14 protein-coding genes are annotated in these 18,376 nt (G+C 69.1%); 6 read left to right on the top strand and 8 right to left on the bottom strand.

The window, feature by feature from the left end; genetic code table 11:
- Window positions 1-130: 130 nt before the first annotated feature.
- A complete protein-coding gene (locus AB0B90_RS08140) occupies window positions 131-1,495 on the bottom strand; it encodes a lectin (RefSeq protein ID WP_362921568.1) in 1,365 nt (454 codons plus the stop codon).
- A 612-nt stretch (window positions 1,496-2,107) separates the two neighbouring features.
- Between AB0B90_RS08140 and AB0B90_RS08135 the strand changes: the two genes are divergently transcribed.
- On the top strand, window positions 2,108-2,833 hold the full coding sequence (locus AB0B90_RS08135; protein ID WP_350946299.1) for a FadR/GntR family transcriptional regulator: 726 nt from the start codon (window positions 2,108-2,110) through the stop codon (window positions 2,831-2,833).
- On the opposite strand, the gene AB0B90_RS08130 is transcribed toward AB0B90_RS08135, so the two are convergent.
- Complete coding sequence (locus AB0B90_RS08130) at window positions 2,788-3,057, bottom strand: hypothetical protein (RefSeq protein WP_362921566.1); 270 nt, start codon at window positions 3,055-3,057, stop codon at window positions 2,788-2,790. The two genes, AB0B90_RS08135 and AB0B90_RS08130, sit on opposite strands and share 46 nt — an antisense overlap.
- A gap of 27 nt (window positions 3,058-3,084) precedes the next feature.
- Complete coding sequence (locus AB0B90_RS08125; protein ID WP_362921564.1) at window positions 3,085-5,067, bottom strand: alpha-L-fucosidase; 1,983 nt, start codon at window positions 5,065-5,067, stop codon at window positions 3,085-3,087.
- 768 nt (window positions 5,068-5,835) lie between these two features.
- On the opposite strand from AB0B90_RS08125, the gene AB0B90_RS08120 reads away from it, so the two are divergent.
- The gene (locus AB0B90_RS08120) at window positions 5,836-6,966 is read left to right on the top strand and encodes a ricin-type beta-trefoil lectin domain protein (RefSeq protein WP_362921562.1); all 1,131 of its coding nucleotides are present in this window, start codon (window positions 5,836-5,838) and stop codon (window positions 6,964-6,966) included.
- Between the two features lie 162 nt (window positions 6,967-7,128).
- Here the strand turns inward: AB0B90_RS08120 and AB0B90_RS08115 are convergent, their stop codons facing one another.
- The 4 genes from AB0B90_RS08115 to AB0B90_RS08100 are packed head-to-tail and all read right to left on the bottom strand — an operon-like array spanning window position 7,129 to window position 11,498.
- Window positions 7,129-8,340, bottom strand: a complete 1,212-nt coding sequence (locus AB0B90_RS08115) for a glycoside hydrolase family 68 protein (RefSeq protein WP_350946295.1) — start codon at window positions 8,338-8,340, stop codon at window positions 7,129-7,131.
- Window positions 8,337-9,161, bottom strand: coding sequence for a carbohydrate ABC transporter permease (locus AB0B90_RS08110; RefSeq protein WP_350946294.1), 825 nt, complete (start codon window positions 9,159-9,161; stop codon window positions 8,337-8,339). The genes AB0B90_RS08115 and AB0B90_RS08110 overlap by 4 nt, the downstream gene beginning before the upstream one ends.
- Window positions 9,158-10,126 (bottom strand): sugar ABC transporter permease, encoded by a 969-nt coding sequence (locus tag AB0B90_RS08105; protein WP_350946293.1) that lies wholly within the window; start codon window positions 10,124-10,126, stop codon window positions 9,158-9,160. The genes AB0B90_RS08110 and AB0B90_RS08105 overlap by 4 nt, the downstream gene beginning before the upstream one ends.
- A gap of 7 nt (window positions 10,127-10,133) precedes the next feature.
- Window positions 10,134-11,498: a hypothetical protein gene (locus tag AB0B90_RS08100; RefSeq protein ID WP_350946292.1), complete on the bottom strand. Its 1,365-nt coding sequence runs from the start codon at window positions 11,496-11,498 to the stop codon at window positions 10,134-10,136.
- A gap of 142 nt (window positions 11,499-11,640) precedes the next feature.
- Here AB0B90_RS08100 and AB0B90_RS08095 point away from each other — a divergent pair, with 142 nt between their 5' ends.
- Window positions 11,641-12,702: a LacI family DNA-binding transcriptional regulator gene (locus tag AB0B90_RS08095; protein ID WP_350946291.1), complete on the top strand. Its 1,062-nt coding sequence runs from the start codon at window positions 11,641-11,643 to the stop codon at window positions 12,700-12,702.
- Between the two features lie 216 nt (window positions 12,703-12,918).
- Here the strand turns inward: AB0B90_RS08095 and AB0B90_RS08090 are convergent, their stop codons facing one another.
- Complete coding sequence (locus AB0B90_RS08090) at window positions 12,919-13,974, bottom strand: hypothetical protein (RefSeq protein ID WP_362921558.1); 1,056 nt, start codon at window positions 13,972-13,974, stop codon at window positions 12,919-12,921.
- 231 nt (window positions 13,975-14,205) lie between these two features.
- Here AB0B90_RS08090 and AB0B90_RS08085 point away from each other — a divergent pair, with 231 nt between their 5' ends.
- From AB0B90_RS08085 to AB0B90_RS08075, 3 genes are all read left to right on the top strand, one after another.
- Window positions 14,206-15,237, top strand: coding sequence for a LacI family DNA-binding transcriptional regulator (locus AB0B90_RS08085; RefSeq protein WP_350946289.1), 1,032 nt, complete (start codon window positions 14,206-14,208; stop codon window positions 15,235-15,237).
- A 7-nt stretch (window positions 15,238-15,244) separates the two neighbouring features.
- Window positions 15,245-16,942 carry an FAD-dependent oxidoreductase gene (locus tag AB0B90_RS08080; protein WP_362921555.1) on the top strand — a complete coding sequence of 566 codons (1,698 nt, stop codon included), beginning with the start codon at window positions 15,245-15,247 and terminating at the stop codon, window positions 16,940-16,942.
- Between the two features lie 76 nt (window positions 16,943-17,018).
- The gene (locus AB0B90_RS08075) at window positions 17,019-18,302 is read left to right on the top strand and encodes a sugar ABC transporter substrate-binding protein (RefSeq protein ID WP_362921553.1); all 1,284 of its coding nucleotides are present in this window, start codon (window positions 17,019-17,021) and stop codon (window positions 18,300-18,302) included.
- Window positions 18,303-18,376 lie beyond the last annotated feature (74 nt).

Genomic DNA, 18,376 nt, shown 5'->3' with positions numbered 1-18,376 from the left:
GGTCGGCGTGCCGCTCTCCCCCGGCGGGCACGCGAAGGTGCCCCGCCGTGGGCGGAATCCCCCGCCGGGAGGGTCGTTCTTCCCGGCGGGGGATTCCCGAAGGTGTCTCAGAGATGGTCCGGCAGGAGGATCAGATCCGGGTCCAGCGCTGGTTGCCTCCGCCGTTGCAGGACCAGATGACGAGCTTGGTGCCGTTGGCCGTGGCGTTGTTGGGCACGTCCAGGCACTTGTTCGAGCCGAGGGCGGTGATGCTGCCGTCGGAGTTGAGGCGCCACTTCTGGTTGTTCTGGCCGTTGCAGTCCCAGATCTGCACCGCGGCGCCGTCGGCGGTGCTCTGGTTGCTCACGTCCAGGCACTTGTTGCCGTAGACCCGCAGCTCGTTCGCGCCGTTCGACGTCCACTGCTGGTTGCTCTGGCCGTTGCAGTCCCAGATCTGCGCGAGGGCGCCGTTGGCCTGGGAGGCGCCGGTCACGTCGAGGCACTTGCCCGAGGCCGTGCCCCGGAGCGGGCTCGTCTGCGTTCCCGGGTTCGCGGTCGGGGTCGGGGTCGGGGTCGGGTTGGGGTTGGGGTCGCTACCGAACTGCGAGAAGAACCTCCACACCTCGCCCTTGGTCCAGGTCGTGATGCCGCTCTCGGCGTAGGTCCCGTCCACCGGACCGGGCATGTGACCGTTGTCGAAGGCGGCCCACACGACCGGGTAGCCCGCGCGGCAGCCCGAGTAGGTGGTGGTGATGTGCGTCCTGCTGCCAGAGCCCGGCTCCGGCGGGTTCTGGGGGGTGCAGCCGTTGTTCCTGACGAACCTGTCACGCAGTGACCGGCCCTGGGAGATGTTGAGGACGTTGTCGGTGATGCCGTGCAGTCCCATGTACGCGATGGGCTGGCTGCCGTCGCTGCATCCGCTGAGCTGGGCGCCGGCGTAGACCGCGACCGCGCGGAAGACGTTCGCCCGGCTGCAGGCGAGCGAGTAGCTCATACCGCCGCCGTAGCTGAAGCCCATGGCGAAGCGCTGCGAGGTGTCGACGCACAGGGCCGCGTCGATCCGCCTGATCAGGTCGTCGACGAGGACCACGTCCTCGTTGCCGGAGTTGGCCCAGCCGTTGCCGATGCCCTGGGGCGCGACGAAGATCGCGTTGTTGTTCGACATCTGCCGCATGCCGTAGAAGGACCACGGGTAACCGCTGGTGCCGCCGGAGTCGACGTCGTTCATGGTGCCGCCCCGCCAGTGGAATCCGAAGAACAACCGGTAGGGGGTGTTGTTGTTGTAGTTGTCGGGGAGCCTCAGGATGAAGGAGCGGGTCTTGCCGCCGCTCTGGATCGTCTGCGTACCGTTGTTCAGCCCCGGGGCCTTGCCGCACCCGGCGGTCGGCGCGAGAGCGCGGGCCCCCGCCGCCGACGACGCGGTGGCGCTGGAGCTGCTCAGTGCGGCATGTGCCGTGGACACGACGAGGAGGGCCGCGACCGCGATCGCTCCGAAGAGGGATCTCCGCTTCGCCATCAGGTGACCTCCCCTGCGGTTCGAATATCGGCATGTCTTGGTGGGCAGACCACTTGCTTCTCCTTCATGTGGGGGGTGAGGAGTTTCAGCCGGCCGGTGTGGCGGCTCGACGCCGTTTTTGTTTTCGCCCGCGCCGAACAGCACGCCTGGCCGGTTCTTGCAGGTGTCGCCGAACAATCGCGCCCTGGTCCGAGGTGGTCGGGACCGTTCGCGTTGCCGTCATGGACGGCGATGTCCGTCCTTGTCTCCGGTGGCTTCCCCTCCGTTCCAGATGTGGTCCGGCCAAAGGGGGGCCCTCCGACAGGAGGCGTCCCGGAGACTTAGCTACTAATTACGTTCCTCACGCTGAGTCGCGTCAAGACCTTAAGCCCACTTATTTCTGACTCCTCACAGGGGTTCCTTTGTCAGAGTTGGGGTTCATTTGAAGATAGGTGCAGGTAGAGGGCTTACTTCTTCCTTCCCTCTTGCTGTGGATCCGAGTCCGGGCAGGATGTGTAGCACTTAATGTCAGGTAGGTTGAGAGGGATTGATGCTGATCCGTGCCTCAGTTGGTCGTACTCTTGAGGAGGTGGTGGCAGGGAGAGGGCGGGTAGCGTGATCGATAATCCGCGCGTGGAAGGCGCATACCGGCCGGGCTACGAGGTGGCCGCGGAGCAGGTGCTGGAGTTGATCACCAGGCTGCACCTGCGGCCGGGTGATCGCATGCCCACCGAGAACGAGCTGGCCCAGCAACTGGGCACGAGCCGGACCGTGGTGCGCGAGGCGGTGAAGATACTCTCCGCGCTCGGCAGGATACGCGCCCAGAAAGGGCGCGGCCTCTACGTGGCCGACGACGAGGGGATGCTCGGCACCGGACGATGGGCGTCCTTCTTCCTGCCCACCGACCTGGACCACATCTACATGCTGTTCGAGTTCCGCCGGGCCCAGGAGATGGAGACCAGCCGGCTTGCCGCCCGCCGCGCCACCCCGGCGGAGCTGGGAGACATCGAGAAGTGGGCCGGGGTGTGCCGCTACGGGTTCGACACCGGACGCGAGGAGCTGTTCAACGAGGGCGACGACGCCTTCCACACCGCCATCGCGACGGCCTCGCACAACATGTTCCTCCAGATAGCGGTGCGGGAGGCTCGCCGGCTGCAGGCGCAGTCCAACCTCATCGGACTGCGAGGCTCGGTGGGCGGGCACGCGGCGAAGGCCGTCGAGGAGCACGACGCCATCTACCAGGCCATCCGCGCCGGTGACCCCGAGGCGGCGGCCCAGGCCGCGGCGACGCACATCGACAACACGCTGGACGACTACCGCAGGGAGATCCAGCAACGCATCTTCTCGCCGACCGACTGACTCCCCGCGGGCGGGCGACGCGGGCGGCGGGTGCGCGGCGCCGCCGGAATCCGTCCGGCGCCGTCGCGCCGGGCGGATCGGCCGTGAGGTCGGACGCGGGTCCGGTGCTGGTCCGTCACCCGGGTGAGCGACGCGGTCGCGGCGGGCCGGACCGCCCGCAGCAGGCTCGCGATCGTCAGGGGTGACGCGACGACCGCGAGCAGGGCCATGAGCCTTCGTCTCACGTCGTGTCCTTTCGATCGCCGGGAGCGTCAGAGCGCGGCGATGGTCCACTGGTTGTTGGTGCTGTTGTTGGGGGCCCACATGGCCACGGTGGAGCCGGCGGTGCTGTTGCCCATGCCGTCGAGGGCGGTGTTGGTGCCGCGGTTGATGATCTGCTGGCGGCCGTTGCCCACGCTGTTGAGGCGCCACTGCTGGTTGTTGTTGCCGCTCCAGGCGGCCTGTCTGGCGTTGGCGCCGTTGGCGGTGTTGCCCCAGCTGTCGATGACCATGCCGTTGGTGCGGTTGACGATGCGGTACCAGCCGCCGCCGAGGTCGACCAGCTGCCACTGCAGGTTGGTGCTGCCGTCGGAGGCGTTCCACTGCTTGAGGTTCGATCCGGAGGCGACGTTGCCGCCGCTGTCCAGTGCCAGGCCGGTGGTGCCGTTGGTGATCCGCACATAGCCCGTCGGGGTGGGGCCCGAGCCCAGGGCGGGGATCTGACCGGAGAAGGTCAGCTTGACCACGTACGCCGGGGCGCCGAACGGCGCGGTGGAGGACGGCATCGAGACGTGCAGGCCGGAACCGTCCTGGCTGCGGTTGGGCAGATCGACGAACGACCCGGTCGTGGAGCCGAGGAGCTGCACCGAGGTCAGGCCGCTCAGGTTGATCCGGTTCGAGCCCAGGGTCGTGATGTCCAGGGTGGCACCCGGCCAGCCGAGCACGGTGGCGTACAGGACCGTGTTGGTCTTGTTGCGCGTGAAGCGGATGTCCCGGTTGGTTCCCGCGCGTGGTGTGACGAAGGAGCCGCCGCCCATCTGCGTGGGGCCCTCGCCGAAGGCCGTCCAGGCCCGGCTGGAGTAGATCGACTCGCCGAAGCGCCGCAGGTAGTCCCCGATGCCCAGCAGGATCGTCCGCTGCCCGGACGGGATGGTGCCGTCGGCCGTCGGGGCGATGTTCAGCAGCATGTTGCCGTTCTTGCTGACCCGGTCGATCAGCGAGTGCAGCATGGCGTTGAGCGAGTAGTAGCCGATGCCGTTGGTGTAACACCAGCTTGAGCTGGAGATGCTGTCGTCGGTCAGCCAGTAGGGGGTCTGGATGCCCGCCGGCCCGCCGCGCTCGTAGTCGTAGACCTCGCCCCTGTTGTTGAAGCCGTCCTTGTAGGTGACGACCACCTCCCTGTTCCAGGCGATGGCCTGGTTGTAGTAGTGGGCGAGGAAGTTCAGCCGTTGCGCCTCGGGGACCTGGGGGAGGTTGAAGTCCTGCCAGATGACGTCGGGCTGGTATCCGTCGATCACCTCCTTGAGCTTGTCGTACCAGAGCTGGTTCTCCGCGGTCCTGTCCAGCTGGCCGTACAGCTTCCTGAGGGAGGCGGTGGACTGGGTGGGCACGCGCTCGAAGAAGCCGGTGAAGTTGTAGGCGTGGTGCAGGGAGACCAGCAGCTTGAGGCCCTTGGCCCGGATGGCGTCGGCGTGCAGCCGCAGCAGGTCGAGCCTCGGGCCGGTGGCGACCGAGTTCCACTCGTTCACCCTGCTGTTCCACATCGAGTAGCCGTCGTGGTGCTCGGCCACCGGCCCCGCGAACCTGGCGCCGGCGTCGACGAACAGCTGCGCCCACTCGCCGGGGTCGAAGTTGCCGCCGGCGGACCTGAGTTTGGGGGCGAACTGCACCCAGTTGCCCGCCTTGTCAGGGGCGCCGTTGATGAAGTTGTGGTACGGCCACACCGAGGGATCACCGTAGACGTTCCTGTGGTGGTTGTTCTCGCTGGAACCGCCGAAGTACATGTTGCGCGGGTACCACTCGTTGGCGAACGCGGGGACGCTGAACACGCCCCAGTGGTAGTAGATGCCGAACTTGGCGTCCTGGAACCACTCCGGAGCCGGCGGGTGCTGGTCGACCGACTCCCAGGTCGGGGTGTAACCGCTCGGGGCGCCTGCCGCCCACGCGGGAGGCGATCCCAGCAGACCGGCGGCCGCGGCGCCTCCGGCTCCGGCGAGCAGCGCGCGGCGGCTGAACGGTGACGAGGATGGGGACATGAGCGGAAACCTCTCGGAGTGGGGGGATTCTCCTGGCCGTTCCGCAGGTGGGATGAGCGCCGTGGTCGACGGCCCCCGCCGCGCACCACCGACTTGGCATAGGGGCCGTCTCGGGGACTCAGTGTGGAAACTATTACAAAATGTGTCAAGGTCGCGCAGGAAGGATCTGTCTCGCCGCGTGCCGCACACGTGATGGACCCGCTTCGGCGTCTGCGGGTCCTTGCAGGGCGTGGTGCCCCTTCCGGGGCGAGACGTCGGCGGTGAAATTTTCATCACGTCACCCCGGCCCGTTCGGTGCGGTGACCTGTGAAACACCAGATGGAGCCGTCTCCGTCTCCGTCTCCTGTTCGTCTCGCCGTGTTTCCGGCTCTTGACAGCCTCTCCTCGCCTCGTGTTTGCTCCGCTGCACCACCACAATCACTCGACGCTGGAAGAGGCCGCGACCGGCAGAAAAATGTTAGCGCTCACATCTCCCCGCCCCCCAAAAAGGCCCACTCGGCGACCGTGAATCCCGGCCACACACCACATCCGCGATTCCCTCCCACGGCCACCGATTTCTCGACAGGAGGATTCTCCGCACGGCGAAAGCCGCACCAACCCGATCCATCGGACCTCGCAGCCCTGTGACCGGCGGGCACCCGCGAGGTGCCCCGAGCCGCCGCTCCCGCCGCCACATGACATTCGTTGGAAAGTGCTCCGAATACAGACCGTCAGCGCTACACGAGCTGTCAGCAGTCACTGCTCTCAGCTTTCGGAAAGAGGTTGAGCATGCGTAGGTGGAGACGCTGGTTCACAGCGGCGCTTCTGGCTGTGATCGTGGTCGCGCTGGGCGCGGTGACGCGGACGAGCGTCGCCGGCGCGGAGTCCAACGGCGGCGTGCGGGTCATGCCGCTGGGCGACTCGATCACCGAGGGCACGCAGGTGCCGGGCGGATACCGCATCGGCCTGTGGCAGCGGCTGGTCTCCGGCCGGTACACGGTGGACTTCGTCGGGTCACAGTTCAACGGGCCGGCCTCGCTGGGGGACCACGACCACCAGGGGCACCCCGGCTGGCGCATCGACCAGATCGACGCGAACATCACGAACTGGGCGCGCACCCAGAATCCGCGCACGGTGCTGCTGCACATCGGCACCAACGACATCCTGCAGAACTACAACGTGGGCGGTGCGCCCCAGCGGCTCTCCACCCTGATCGACCGCATCACCGCGACCGTGCCTGACGCGGACGTGTTCGTCGCCACCATCATCCCGCTGTCCAACTCCGGGCAGGAGTCCGCCGCCCGCACCTTCAACGCGGCCATCCCCGGCATCGTGCAGAACAAGGTGAACAGTGGCAAGCGCGTCCACCTGGTCGACATGCACAGCAAGCTGACCACCTCCGACCTGATCGACGGCATCCACCCCACCGCCGGCGGCTACGACAAGATGGCCGCCGCCTGGTACGCCGCCCTCCAGTCGGTCTCCGGCAGCATCGGCCAGCCCGGCGACCCCGGTTCGACGCCCTCGCCCTCGCCGACGAGCGCGATCAGGGGGGTCGGTTCGGGCAGGTGCCTGGACGTCGCCAACGTCTCGCAGGCCAACGGCGCCGCGGTGCAGATCTGGGACTGCAACGGCCAGAACAACCAGCGCTGGGCGCCGACCGGCGCGAGTGAGCTGCGGGTCTACGGCAACAAGTGCCTGGACGTGAGCAACCAGAGCACCGCCAACGGCGCGCAGGTCCAGATCTGGGACTGCAACGGCCAGAACAACCAGAAGTGGCGCCTCAACAACGACGGCAGCATCACCGCCGTCGGCGCGAACAAGTGCCTGGACGTGTCCAACAACTCCACCGCCAACGGTGCCAGACTCCAGATCTGGGACTGCAACGGCCAGGGCAACCAGCGCTGGACCCGCGTCTGATCCGTACTTCCCAGACGGCGCGTGGGCCTGTACCCCCCAGGCAGGCCCACCCCGCCGACCGGTCCGGCTACCGGCGCGTCGGCCTGATCGTTCAGGCCGACCCGCCGGGCCGGACCGGCCCGGTGCTCCCGCCGCACGGCGGGAGCACCGGGCGGCGCGGGGTCATGGGAGCGTCCCCGCGCCGCTCTCGCGTCCCCGCGCCACGGAGGCGTTCACCCCGTCGAGGGTGAGTTCGAGGACCGGCGCGTTCGTCCCGCCGAAACCGGCCCTCGCCTGCGCGGCCGGGATCCGCATCGGATCCTCGCCGCCCGTGGACGGGTAGTTGAGGAAGCTCACCACCCGAAGATCGGGCAGCACCAACCAGGCGTACGCCTGGTCGGGCTCGCTCTCGGGGTTGCCGACCACCAGCCCGGAGCCGTTCAGCGGCTCGTACGGTCCGGTGAGGCTCGGGGCCACGAAGCCGTACAGGCCGGTGGGCGCCGACCTCGGGGGGTGGAACGAATGCCGGTGCGTGCAGAAGAAAAGGTAGTACGAGGACCCGTGCACGACGATGTGCGGTCGTTCGATCTCGTGATTGACCCCGTCGGCCACCAGCAGTGGCGGCCGGAGCGACCAGCCGTCAGGCGCCGCGTCGGCGAGGGCCACCGCGCCCGTGTAGCGATCCTCCCAGGCGACGGAGGCGGCGACGAGAAGGTGTTCGCGCCCGTCTGCGGGATCACGGAACCAGCCGGGATCGCGAAAGGCCCGGATCTTCCCCGGACCCCCCTCGACATCGTCGGCGGGCAGATACGTCCGGCCGTCCGAGCTCAGGATCTCCCGGTGCTCGGCGTGCGGTTCCAGCACGATCCGGTCGCCGTCGGCGACCAGCCGGGCACGTGCCTCCACGACACGCTGGACGAACGTCGGGCGCGCCTCGCCTCGCCGGCCGGCGGCCGTGTAGAACACCGACACCGTGCCGTCGGGTCTGCGGACCGCCGACCCCGACCACTCGCGGCTGCCCGGCGAGGCGCCGTCGGCGAACGCGTGCCCCAGGTCCTTCCAGTCGTCGCCGTCCTTGGCGAGCAGTCGGACGCGAGCGTGGTCGTGGCGGTCCTCGGGGTGTCCGGCGGCGGGTGCCGACAGCCCCATCCACAGCTCGTGGCCGAGAACCGTGGAGGTCGAGCCGTCCTCCTCCTGGATCGGCCACAGGTCCCAGACGTCGTCGTGCGGCAGCACGCGCGGCAGGGCCACGGTACCGACGACCGGCGCCGTCGTCGCGGGGGTGTCGGTGAGCAGGGCGAGATGGCGCCGGTCCCACCGCGCCGACCGGCCGTCGCCGTGTCCGGGCGATCCAGTCTCGGTATCGGTGCCGAGCAACGACATGAGGTGTGTCATCCCTTCAGGGAGCCCTGGAGCAGAGCCGCGACGAACCGGCGCTGGAAGATGAGAAAGATCAGCAGTGTGGGAGTCAGGATGAGCAGCGACCCCGCGCACAGCAGCGGGATGTCGGTGCCCCACTGTCCCTGGAAGGCACCCAGCGCGCCGGACATGGTGCGCTGCAGCGGGTCGTCGACCAGGACGATGGCGAGCAGGAACTGGTTCCAGGTCCACAGGAACAGCAGGATGGCGAGCGACGAGATCGCCGGCATGGCGAGCGGGACGTGGACGCGCCAGAACAGCTGCCACGTGTTCGCCCCGTCGATCCGCGCGCTCTCCGACAGCTCCTCGGGCATGTTCACGAAGTGCGCGCGCATCCAGTAGACGGAGAACGGCATGAACAGCCCGATGAGCGGAAGGATGATCGCCCACCTGGTGTTCAGCAGGCCCATGTCGCGCACCTGGTAGTACAGCGGGGTGATGATGCCCTCGAAAGGCAGTGTCAGCCCGAACACGAACGCGAGGAACACCACGTGCTTTCCGGGAATCCGCAGGTGGCCGATGGCGAATCCCGCCATCGTCGCGATGATGAGCGCGAGGGGGACCACCCCGAGCACGATGAGCGTGCTCGACTTCAGCAGCTCGCCCATCCGCGCCACCTGGAATGCCTGGACGAAGTTGCCCCACTGCGGGTCGCTCGGCCAGGAGAGTCCGAGCGGGTAGGTGCCCGACGGGTGCAGCGCCGTGACGAACAGGCTGACGAACGGCAGAAGGGTGACCGTCATCAGCAGGACGAGCAGCACCCTTCCCGTCCACGCCTCTCGATGTCCGGTGATCATGTGGACCTGTTCCTGGTGAGCCACTGGATGGGGAGGGCGAAGATGAGCACGAGCAGCATCAGCACGACGGCGAGTGCCGAGGCCGTTCCCACCTGCCGGTCGGAGAAGGCCAGGTAGTAGATCTCCAGGCCGGGGACCATGGTGGCGTTCCCCGGCCCGCCCTGGGTCGAGATGTAGATGATGTCGAAGCTGGCGAGGGCGGCGATCACGGTCACCGTGACGCAGACGCCGATCTCCTGCCGCAGGCTGGGCACCGTGATCGAGAGGAACTCCCGGAGCGGTCCCGCGCCGTCCAGCCGGGCGGCCTCGTACAGCGATATGTCGATCTTGGTCATGCCCGCCAGGAACAGCAGGGTGCACAGGCCGAGGAGCACCCACGCGCCGATCACCCCGACCGCGGGCAGCGCGGTGGAGAAGTCGCCCAGCCAGGCGCGGGTCACGCCGCTGAGACCGGCGTAGCCGAGCAGCTGGTTGATCAGACCGGTCGACGACAGCAGCCAGCTCCAGGCGATGCCGGCGGCGACGAGCGGGATGACCTGCGGCAGGAAGATCACCGTTCTCGCCACGACCGCGAGCCGGCTGGTGGCGATCCGCCGGATCGTCGAGGCGATCACCAGGCCCAGCACGACCGGGATCGCGCTGAAGAACACGATCAGCTCGAAGGCGTTCACGATGGAGGCGAACAGGTCGGGGTCGAGGAAGACCTTCGCGTAGTTGTTCAGGCCCGCCCAGGTGGACGGGCCGATGCCGTCCCAGGTGTACAGCGAGTACTGGAAGGTCAGGAGGATCGGCCGCAGGACGAAGACCACGTAGAAGGCGAGCGCGGGAACGACGAACAGCCAGCCGATCCAGCGCCGCGGGCGGAGCCCCGCCGATCGGGCGGGGCTCCTCCTCCTCGTCACGGCCTTCGGCCCGGACCGGGTCCCGGCGAGATCGACCGCCGTGTCGGGAGTCGGCCGTGCCATGACGTGCTCAGCTCCCCTCGACCTGACTCTGGTAGTCGCTCTGCACCGACTTCAGCAGGCCTTCGGGGGTCTGCTGCCCGCCGACCAGCTTCTGCAGCTGCGGGGTCCAGCTCTTGGCGTAGATCGCGCCGGTGGCGTTGGCGATGAAGTCCATCGCGCCGTTGTCCTCACCGATCTTCGCTCCGGCCGCGAGCGTGCTCGCCGTCACCGTGTCCTGGGCGAGGGGCGGCATGTGAGCGTCGGCGGGACCCATGGGGTGCGACCCTCCGACCTCCACGGCGATGTCGCGCGCCTTCTGGTCGCTCGCCACCCAGTTGAGGAAGAACGCGGCGCAGTCGGCGTTCTTGGCCTGGGCGCCGATGCCGAAGGTGAGGGGAGCCGACATCGCGGCCAGCTTGCCGCCCTCCTGCGCGGACGGCATCAGGAAGAAGCCCACGTCGCCGGGCATCTGCTTGTCGAGGTTGCCGGACTCCCAGTCGCCGTTGAACATGAACAGGCCGTCACCGCCGATGAAGCGGCTCATCATCGTGGCGTAGTCGACGGCGTTGATGTCCTTCCAGAAGGATCCGGCCTTGATCCAGCGCTCCAGGTGCTGCGCGGCCTGGAGGTTCGTCGGCGTGTCGATCGTGGCGCCCGGCTTCTGGAAGATCCAGTCGTTGATCGGCCCGGCCGTGCCGTAGGCGGCCATCAGACCTTGCAGGGGGAACGCCAGCCCGCCGGTGGCTCCTCCGTTGAACTGGGCGATCGGGGTGACGCCCTCCTTCTTGGCCTTCGAGATCGCGTCGTCGAGCTCCGCCAGGGTGGTCGGCGGAGACGACATCCCGATCTTCTCGGCGAGCTTCTTGTTGTAGAAGACGCCGGTCATGCTGAAGTTGAGGCCCATCGCGTACAGCGACCCCTCGCCTCGGGTCTTGCCCCCGGGACCGAGGCGCAGCTGCGCGAGCTGGGACTCCGGCCAGGCGTCCCAGCCGAAGACCTTCGCGTAGTCGTCGAGGTTCTTCAGCAGGTTGTTCTTGACGAGCTCGGAGACCTGGGGGAGCCGCATGAGGTCCGGCGGGTCGTCCGCGAGGACACGCGGGGCGTTCTGCGTGATCACCGCGAACTGGTCCTCGCGGATGTTCCACGTGACGTTCTTGTGCTGCGCGGAGAACTCGGTGGTGAGCGCCTTCGGCAGGGGGAAACCGGTCTCGAAGTAGGCGTTGATCGTGATCGGGTCGGTCCCGCAGGTCGGTGCGGCCGACAGCGGCGTGCTGCTTCCTGCGGCCTCCGGCTGCGGTGCGTTGTTGCCCGGTGCGGCGCAACCGGCGGCCAGCGTCCCCCCCAGGACGACCATGAGCACCGCCCGGCGATGAGGGCTGAATCGACGCGGCATATGCGTCTCCTTGGTTGATCGGGAACTCGCCGGCAATCCGCCGGGTGTCCTGGGAACTCATTTGCTAAATCGGATTAGCAATGCGGTAGTCTCACCACACGTATAGCTGGCTGTCAACCCTCACAACGTGGGAGGTCTCTCGGTGAGCCCAAAGCGGGTCACACTGGCCGATGTCGCCAAGATAGCCGCTGTCTCCACCACCACGGCATCGCTCGTCCTGTCCGGCCGAGGCCGTGAGCTGCGCATATCCCAGGACGTCGAGCAACGAGTGCTGAAGGCCGCCGAGGAGTTGCAGTATCGGCCCAACATCGTTTCCGTGGGGCTGCGCACGGGCACGACGCGGACCATCGCCTTCGTGTCCGACACGATCGCCACCTCACGGCTCGCCGGCGACATGATCAAAGGTTCTCTCGAGGCCGCCAGGGAACGCGGCGTGATGCTGTTCATCGGTGAGACCGAGGGAGACCCCGAGCTCGAACGCGCCCTGCTGCAGGCCATGCAGGACCGTCAGGTCGACGGGATCATCCTGGCCTCGATGTTCACCAGGACCATCAAGGTGCCGAAGACGATAACGGCCGCTCCGGCGGTCCTGCTCAACGCGCTTCCCAAGCAGCCCTCTCCGCTTTCCTCGATCATCCCCGACGAGGTCGAGGCCGGTCGCACCGCCGCCCGCCTGCTGCTCAAGGCCGGCCATCGCGACGGCATCCACCTGGTCGGCGCCGGCCCCGGGATGCGCAATGTGCCCGCGGGAAGTGTCGCGGCCGTGGAACGGCTCGCCGGCATTCGCGAGGTGCTGGGCGAGGCGGGCGTCAAGATCGCGAGCGGGCGGGTCTGCCCCGACTGGCAGCCGGAGTACGGCCTCGACGCCACCCGCGCGATCCTGGAGAAGGGGCGCCCGCGCGCGTTGATCTGTTTCAACGACAGGATCGCGCTCGGCGCGTACCAGGCGCTCAGCGACCACGGGCTGAGGATCCCGCAGGACGTCTCGGTGATCTCGTTCGACGACCACCCCCTCGCCTCGTGGATGCGGCCCAAGCTCACCACGGTGGCCCTCCCGCACTACGATCTCGGCCGCAAGGCGGTGGACGTGCTGTTCGCGGAGATCGGCCGTCATCGTGACGGCGGGGCCGGTCGGCAGAGCGAGACGCACCGGGTCCCGATGCCGCTGCGCGACCGCGAGTCCGTCGCGTCACCGGGAGTCTGAACCGCGCGGATCCGTGGGGTCACGTCCTCGGGCGGGCGAGGCGAGGCGGCGTGAGCCGCCGCCGATCAGCGCCGCGCCCCCGGGGCGGGCGCACGAACTCTCCCGTATCCGGGGGAGGTGCTCACCGGCCAGGGGTTCTCCCGAGATGTCTGCGGGGCCCGTGACGCGCCGGGATGACGCGTCACGGGCCCCGGGCGACGGCGAGGGCGCGTGTTCCTAGACGGCGCGGGCGACGGCGATCGTCGAACCGCCGCGCCGGCCGGCCTCGTAGAACATGTAGGCCACGCCGCCGTCGGTGCCGAAGGAGGGGGCGGCGCTACGGCCGTTGTCGGGGGCTCCGGTCAGCGGGCGGTGGAAGACGCCGAGGTGCACCTCACGGTCGAAGGCGTTGCCCACCTCGGTGAGGAACATGTTTCCGCTGTTGCCGTGGTAGGCGACATAGGTGGTGCCGTTGCGCTTGAGCAGGGACGGCCCGGACAGGTCGCTCTGCCCGTCGGGGCCGGGCGACACCAGCGGGGTCGGGTCGAACCGCCAGTCCATGCCGTTGGACGACCAGCCCCAGAAGATCTTGCGGGAGCCGCCGGTGACGCCCATGAAGACCATGACGTACTTGTTGCCCAGCCCCGGGACCGCGTGCTCGAAGACCCGGGCGTAGGAGGTCTCCGTCGAGCCGGGGATCATCGCGGTGGTCAGCACCGTGCCGTGGTAGGTGAAGCGCACGCCGTCGGTCGACCAGGCCATCCGGGTGGTGTTGTTCTCGCCGTGGAAGTACATGTAAAACCGCCGGTCGGCGGCGTTCCAGATGATGTGCGGCGAGGAGATGTGGCTCACCGAGTAGTGCGGTGACCAGGTCCTGGAGATGATCGGGTTGCTCGGATACTCGGTGAACGGGCCGCCGAGCGAGTTGCCGTAGGCGAGGCAGATGCCGCCGGGCGCGTCGTGGGGGGCGTAGTAGAGGTAGTAGCGCCCCAGCGGGCTCGCGATCTTGTCGTACATGCCCCGGATGCAGGGGAAGATCAGCTCGTTGGTCGGGTTGTAGCGCAGGCTCGCCTTGTCGAACGCCGTGCCGATGTAGCGGTAGGTGGGGAATCCGGCGGGTCCCAGCGCCGCGGTCGTGCCGGCCCGCATGTTCGCCTGCACGGACGCCTGCACGGACGCCTGTGCGGTCGCCGCCGTGGCCGTCCCGGGAAGGGCGAGCCCGAGACCGCCGGCCACGCCGGCACCGACCGCCGCGCGCAGGAGTCCGCGGCGGTCCAGGAGGGGTTCAGACATGGAACGTCCCTTCGCGACAACTTTCACCGTGAGTGATGGTGAGGACTTCTCCCTGATCGCAAAGATTCGGTCAGGCGTGCCCGCTCGTCAAGGTGCTAATACGGATTATCACCGGTGAAATTTCCATAGCAAGATCCTGGAGCCCGGCTCTTGACAGGATCCGCCGCGGATTGCAGGATGACGTCCCAACTTCGCTAATGCGCATTATCAGCAGATGGGACGCTACGAATCGTGACCGCCCCCGGCCGTCGGCTCACCCAGCAGGACATCGCCCGCATCGCGGGGGTGAGCCAGACGACGGTCTCGCTCGTCCTCAACAACCGGATCGACGCCGAGGTACGCATCGCCCCGGAGACGCGCGAGCGGGTGCTGAGGGTGATCAGGGAGACCGGATACGTCGCGGACCCGGTCGCCCGGCGGCTCGCCGAGCGGCGCAACCGCATCCTGGGCGTCTTCACCTACGAGGCCGTCTTCCCGACCGCGAGCGCGGACTTCTACCACCCCTTCCTGCTCGGCATCGAGGAGTGCGCCGAGGAGATGGGCTGCGACCTGTTGCTGTTCACCAGCGCCAGGGCCGCGGGGGAGCGGCGCCGCATCTTCAACGAGGACAGCCGGGTGCGGCTGGCGGACGGCTGCGTGCTCCTCGGGCGGGCCGTCGACCGCGACGACCTGGCCCGGCTGCTGACCGAGGGCATCCCCTTCGTCTCCATCGGCCGCCGCGACGACGCCGGCGCCCCGGTGCCGTACGTGGGCGCCGACTACTCGCCCGCGGTGCGCGCCCTGGTCGACCGGGCGGCCGGGCTCGGCCACCGGCGGCTCGCCTACGTCGGCACCGGGGCCGGTGCCGAGTCGCCGGCCGACCGCATGCGCGGCTTCCGCGAGGCGGTGGCCGCCGTCGGAGCCGAGGGGGTGCACGTGCCGGTCGTCGGCAGGACCCCCGAGGAGATGCTGGACGAGCTGTCGGCCGCGGGGGTGACCGCGGTCTTCGCCGAGGAGCCCGCCGACGCCGTGGCGATCATGCACGCGGCGGGTGAGCGGGGTCTTGAGATCCCCGGTGACCTGTCGTTCATCGCACTGGGCGCTCCGACCAGGCCCGTCCGCGTCGACGTCGACCTCACCGGGTTCCGCATCCCCCGGCGGGAGATGGGCCGCAGGGCCGTCGAGCTGCTCGCGCGGCTGCTGGAGCGCGGCGGGGGAACGCCACAGGAACTACTGCCCTGCGAGCTGGTCGAGGGATCCACGCTCGCACCGGTCCGGAGCTGACCGGACGGTGCGGAACGCCACAGGCGCCGAGAAGGCGAAGAACGCCGGGAACGGCGAGAAGGCGGAGAGAACGACGATGATGGGAGAGAGCCCCGACGTGGTTGAGATATCGGCGGACGCGGTGGTCGTCGGCGGAGGACTGGGCGGCGTCGCCGCCGCCCTGGCGCTGCTGCGAGCCGGGCGCACCGTGATCCTGACCGAGGAGTACGACTGGCTCGGCGGGCAGCTGACCAGCCAGGCCGTGCCGCCCGACGAGCACTCCTGGGTGGAGCGGTTCGGTGTCACAGCCTCCTACCGGGCGCTGCGCGACGGCATCCGCCGCTACTACCGCGACCACTACCCGCTCACCGCGCGGTCGCGGGCCTGGCGGGAGCTGAACCCGGGCGCCGGGCACGTGAGCCGCCTGTGCCACGAGCCGCGCGTCGCGGTCGCGGTGATCGAGGCCATGCTCGCGCCGTACCGGGGTTCCGGGCGGCTGCGCGTGCTGCAGCCGTACCGGCCGGTCGGCGCCGAGGTCGACGGCGACCGGGTGCGGGCCGTGCGCCTGGAGCACCGCGAAGGGAAAGGCGAGGTCACGGCCGTCGCGCCGTACGTGCTGGACGCCACGGAGACGGGCGAGTTGCTGCCGCTGACCGGCACCGAGTACGTGACGGGGTTCGAGTCGCAGGGCGACACCGGGGAGCCGAGCGCGCCCGCCGAGGCCCAGCCGATGAACATGCAGGCCGTCTCGGTGTGCTTCGCGATCGACCACGTCGACGGCGACCACACCATCGACAAACCCGCCGCCTACGAGTTCTGGAGGAGCTACCAGCCCGACTTCTGGGGCGACCGGCTGCTGTCCTGGCGCTGCCCGCACCCCAGGACCCTGGAGATCGTGGAACGCTCCTTCACCCCCAACCCCGACGACGACCCGCTGCTGGTGGAGGCCGACCAACGCCTCAACCCCGGTGACGCGAACCTGTGGACGTTCCGCAGGATCGCCGCGCGGCGCAACTTCGCCGACGGCGCCTACGACAGCGACATCACCCTGGTCAACTGGCCGATGATCGACTACCTGGAGGGCCCGGTCATCGACGTGCCGGACGCCGCCGCGCACGTGGCCGCCGCTCGCGAGCTGTCGCGCTCGGTGCTGTACTGGATGCAGACCGAGGCGCCCCGCGCCGACGGCGGGACCGGCTTTCCCGGCCTGCGCCTGCGCGGCGACGTCACCGGCGGCGGTGAGGACGGGCTGGCCCAGGCACCCTACATCCGCGAGTCGCGCCGCGTCCGCGCCCTGTACACCGTGGCCGAGCAGGACCTGTCGTTCGCGGTGCGCGGAGACAAGGGCGCGGTGAGCTACGCCGACTCCGTCGGGGTGGGGATGTACCGCATCGACCTGCACCCCTCCACCGGGGGCGACAACTACATCGACGTGGCGAGCTCGCCGTTCGAGATCCCCCTCGGCGCGCTCGTGCCGCAGCGGATGACCAACCTGCTGCCCGCGTCCAAGAACATCGGCACCACCCACATCACCAACGGCGCCTACCGGCTGCACCCGGTGGAGTGGAACGTCGGCGAGGCCGCGGGGGCCCTCGCGGCCTTCTGCCTGGACAACGCCACCACCCCGCACGCCGTACGCGAGGACGAGGGCCTGCTCGCCGACTTCCAGCGGCAGCTCACCCGAGACGGCGTCGAGCTGCGCTGGCCGCAGGTGACCGGCTACTGACCGGACGAGCGGCACCGGCCGGGCGACCGGTCACCCACCACGACCGCCGGGGGATTCCCAGCAAGGAGATCGGACCATGAGAACATTCGCGAAGCCCGCGGCCGTCGCGCTGGCGGCGCTGCTCACCCTGACGGCGTGCGGCGGGGGAGGCGAGGCCGCCCCCGCCGCGCAGGGCCCGCAGCCGCTGCGCATGACGATCTGGACCTCCAACGAGGCCCACCTGAAGCTGTTCGACGAGATCGCCGCCGAGTACAAAAAGACGCGCCCCGACGTCGGCGAGATCAAGTTCGACCCCCTCCCCTTCGAGAACTACACCACGACCCTGACCACCCAGATCGCCGGCGGCAACGCCCCCGACCTGGCCTGGATCCTGGAGAACTCCGCGCCCGACTTCGTCTCCTCCGGCGCGCTGGTGCCGCTCGACGACACGCTGCGCAAGGCCGAGGGCTACGAGTTCGACGACCTCACCCCCTCGGCGGTCAAGCTCTGGCAGGCCGAGGGCAAGCTGTACGCCTATCCGTTCTCCACCTCGCCGTTCGGCGTGTTCGTCAACACCGACCTGCTCAAGAAGGCGGGCCAGAAGCCTCCGGCGGAGATGATCGAGGACGGCACGTGGACCTGGGAGAAGGTCGCCGCCCAGAACGCCGCGGTCGCCGCCGAGACCGGCAAGGCGGGCATGGTCGTCCGCGACTTCGACTACAAGGGCTGGGACAACCTCTCCACGGTGTGGGGCGGCTGGGGCGCCCAGGCCTGGAGCGAGGACGGTAGGAGCTGCGGGTTCGACAGCCCCGAGATGGTCGAGGCGATGACGTTCCTGCACAAGTCGATCTTCACCGACAAGGCGTTCCCCGGCCCCGGCACCACGGCCGACTTCTTCGCGGGCGACGCGGCGATGACCATCACCCAGATCTCCCGCGCCTCGCTCCTGCAGGAGGCGAAGTTCGGCTGGGATCTCGTGCCGCTGCCCGCCGGGCCCAAGGGCGAGTACTCGGTGATCGGACAGGCGGGCCTGGGCGTCTTCAAGCAGTCCGCCAACGCGGAGCTGGCGGCCGACTTCCTCGCCTTCTTCACCAACCCCGGCAACTCGGCCAAGCTCGCCGCCTACTTCCCGCCGCCCCGGGCCTCCCAGCTCACCGCCGACACCCTCGCCAAGAGCAACCCGCTGCTCAAGCCCGGCCAGCTGCAGGAGGTCGTGATCGGCGGCATCGAGAAGGGCGTGGTCAAGCCCAACCACACCGGCCAGGCGGAGCTGTCGCAGACCGTGCGGGCCGCGCTCGACCCGCTCTGGCAGCCCGGCGCCGACGTCAAGGCCGTGCTGGGCGGCGTGTGCGCCAAGATCCAGCCGATGCTGGGCGCGTGACGTGGCCGCGTCACACCCCCGATCCGCGGTGACCGGCCGGGCCGACGCCCGGCCGGTCACCGGCGACCGGGCCG

It is taken from the genome of Streptosporangium sp. NPDC049078 (assembly GCF_040648855.1).
Taxonomy (GTDB): domain Bacteria; phylum Actinomycetota; class Actinomycetes; order Streptosporangiales; family Streptosporangiaceae; genus Streptosporangium.
The sequence above is the reverse complement of the archived record's forward strand: the minus strand, read 5'-3'. Positions and strand labels throughout refer to the sequence as shown.

Coding starts and splice junctions, on each gene's coding strand:
- AB0B90_RS08140 (WP_362921568.1), bottom strand. CDS start 1,495: ATGGCGAAGCGGAGATCCCTCTTCGGAGCGATCGCGGTCGCGGCCCTC.
- AB0B90_RS08125 (WP_362921564.1), bottom strand. CDS start 5,067: ATGTCCCCATCCTCGTCACCGTTCAGCCGCCGCGCGCTGCTCGCCGGA.
- AB0B90_RS08120 (WP_362921562.1), top strand. CDS start 5,836: ATGCGTAGGTGGAGACGCTGGTTCACAGCGGCGCTTCTGGCTGTGATC.
- AB0B90_RS08115 (WP_350946295.1), bottom strand. CDS start 8,340: ATGACACACCTCATGTCGTTGCTCGGCACCGATACCGAGACTGGATCG.
- AB0B90_RS08110 (WP_350946294.1), bottom strand. CDS start 9,161: ATGATCACCGGACATCGAGAGGCGTGGACGGGAAGGGTGCTGCTCGTC.
- AB0B90_RS08105 (WP_350946293.1), bottom strand. CDS start 10,126: ATGGCACGGCCGACTCCCGACACGGCGGTCGATCTCGCCGGGACCCGG.
- AB0B90_RS08100 (WP_350946292.1), bottom strand. CDS start 11,498: ATGCCGCGTCGATTCAGCCCTCATCGCCGGGCGGTGCTCATGGTCGTC.
- AB0B90_RS08090 (WP_362921558.1), bottom strand. CDS start 13,974: ATGTCTGAACCCCTCCTGGACCGCCGCGGACTCCTGCGCGCGGCGGTC.
- AB0B90_RS08075 (WP_362921553.1), top strand. CDS start 17,019: ATGAGAACATTCGCGAAGCCCGCGGCCGTCGCGCTGGCGGCGCTGCTC.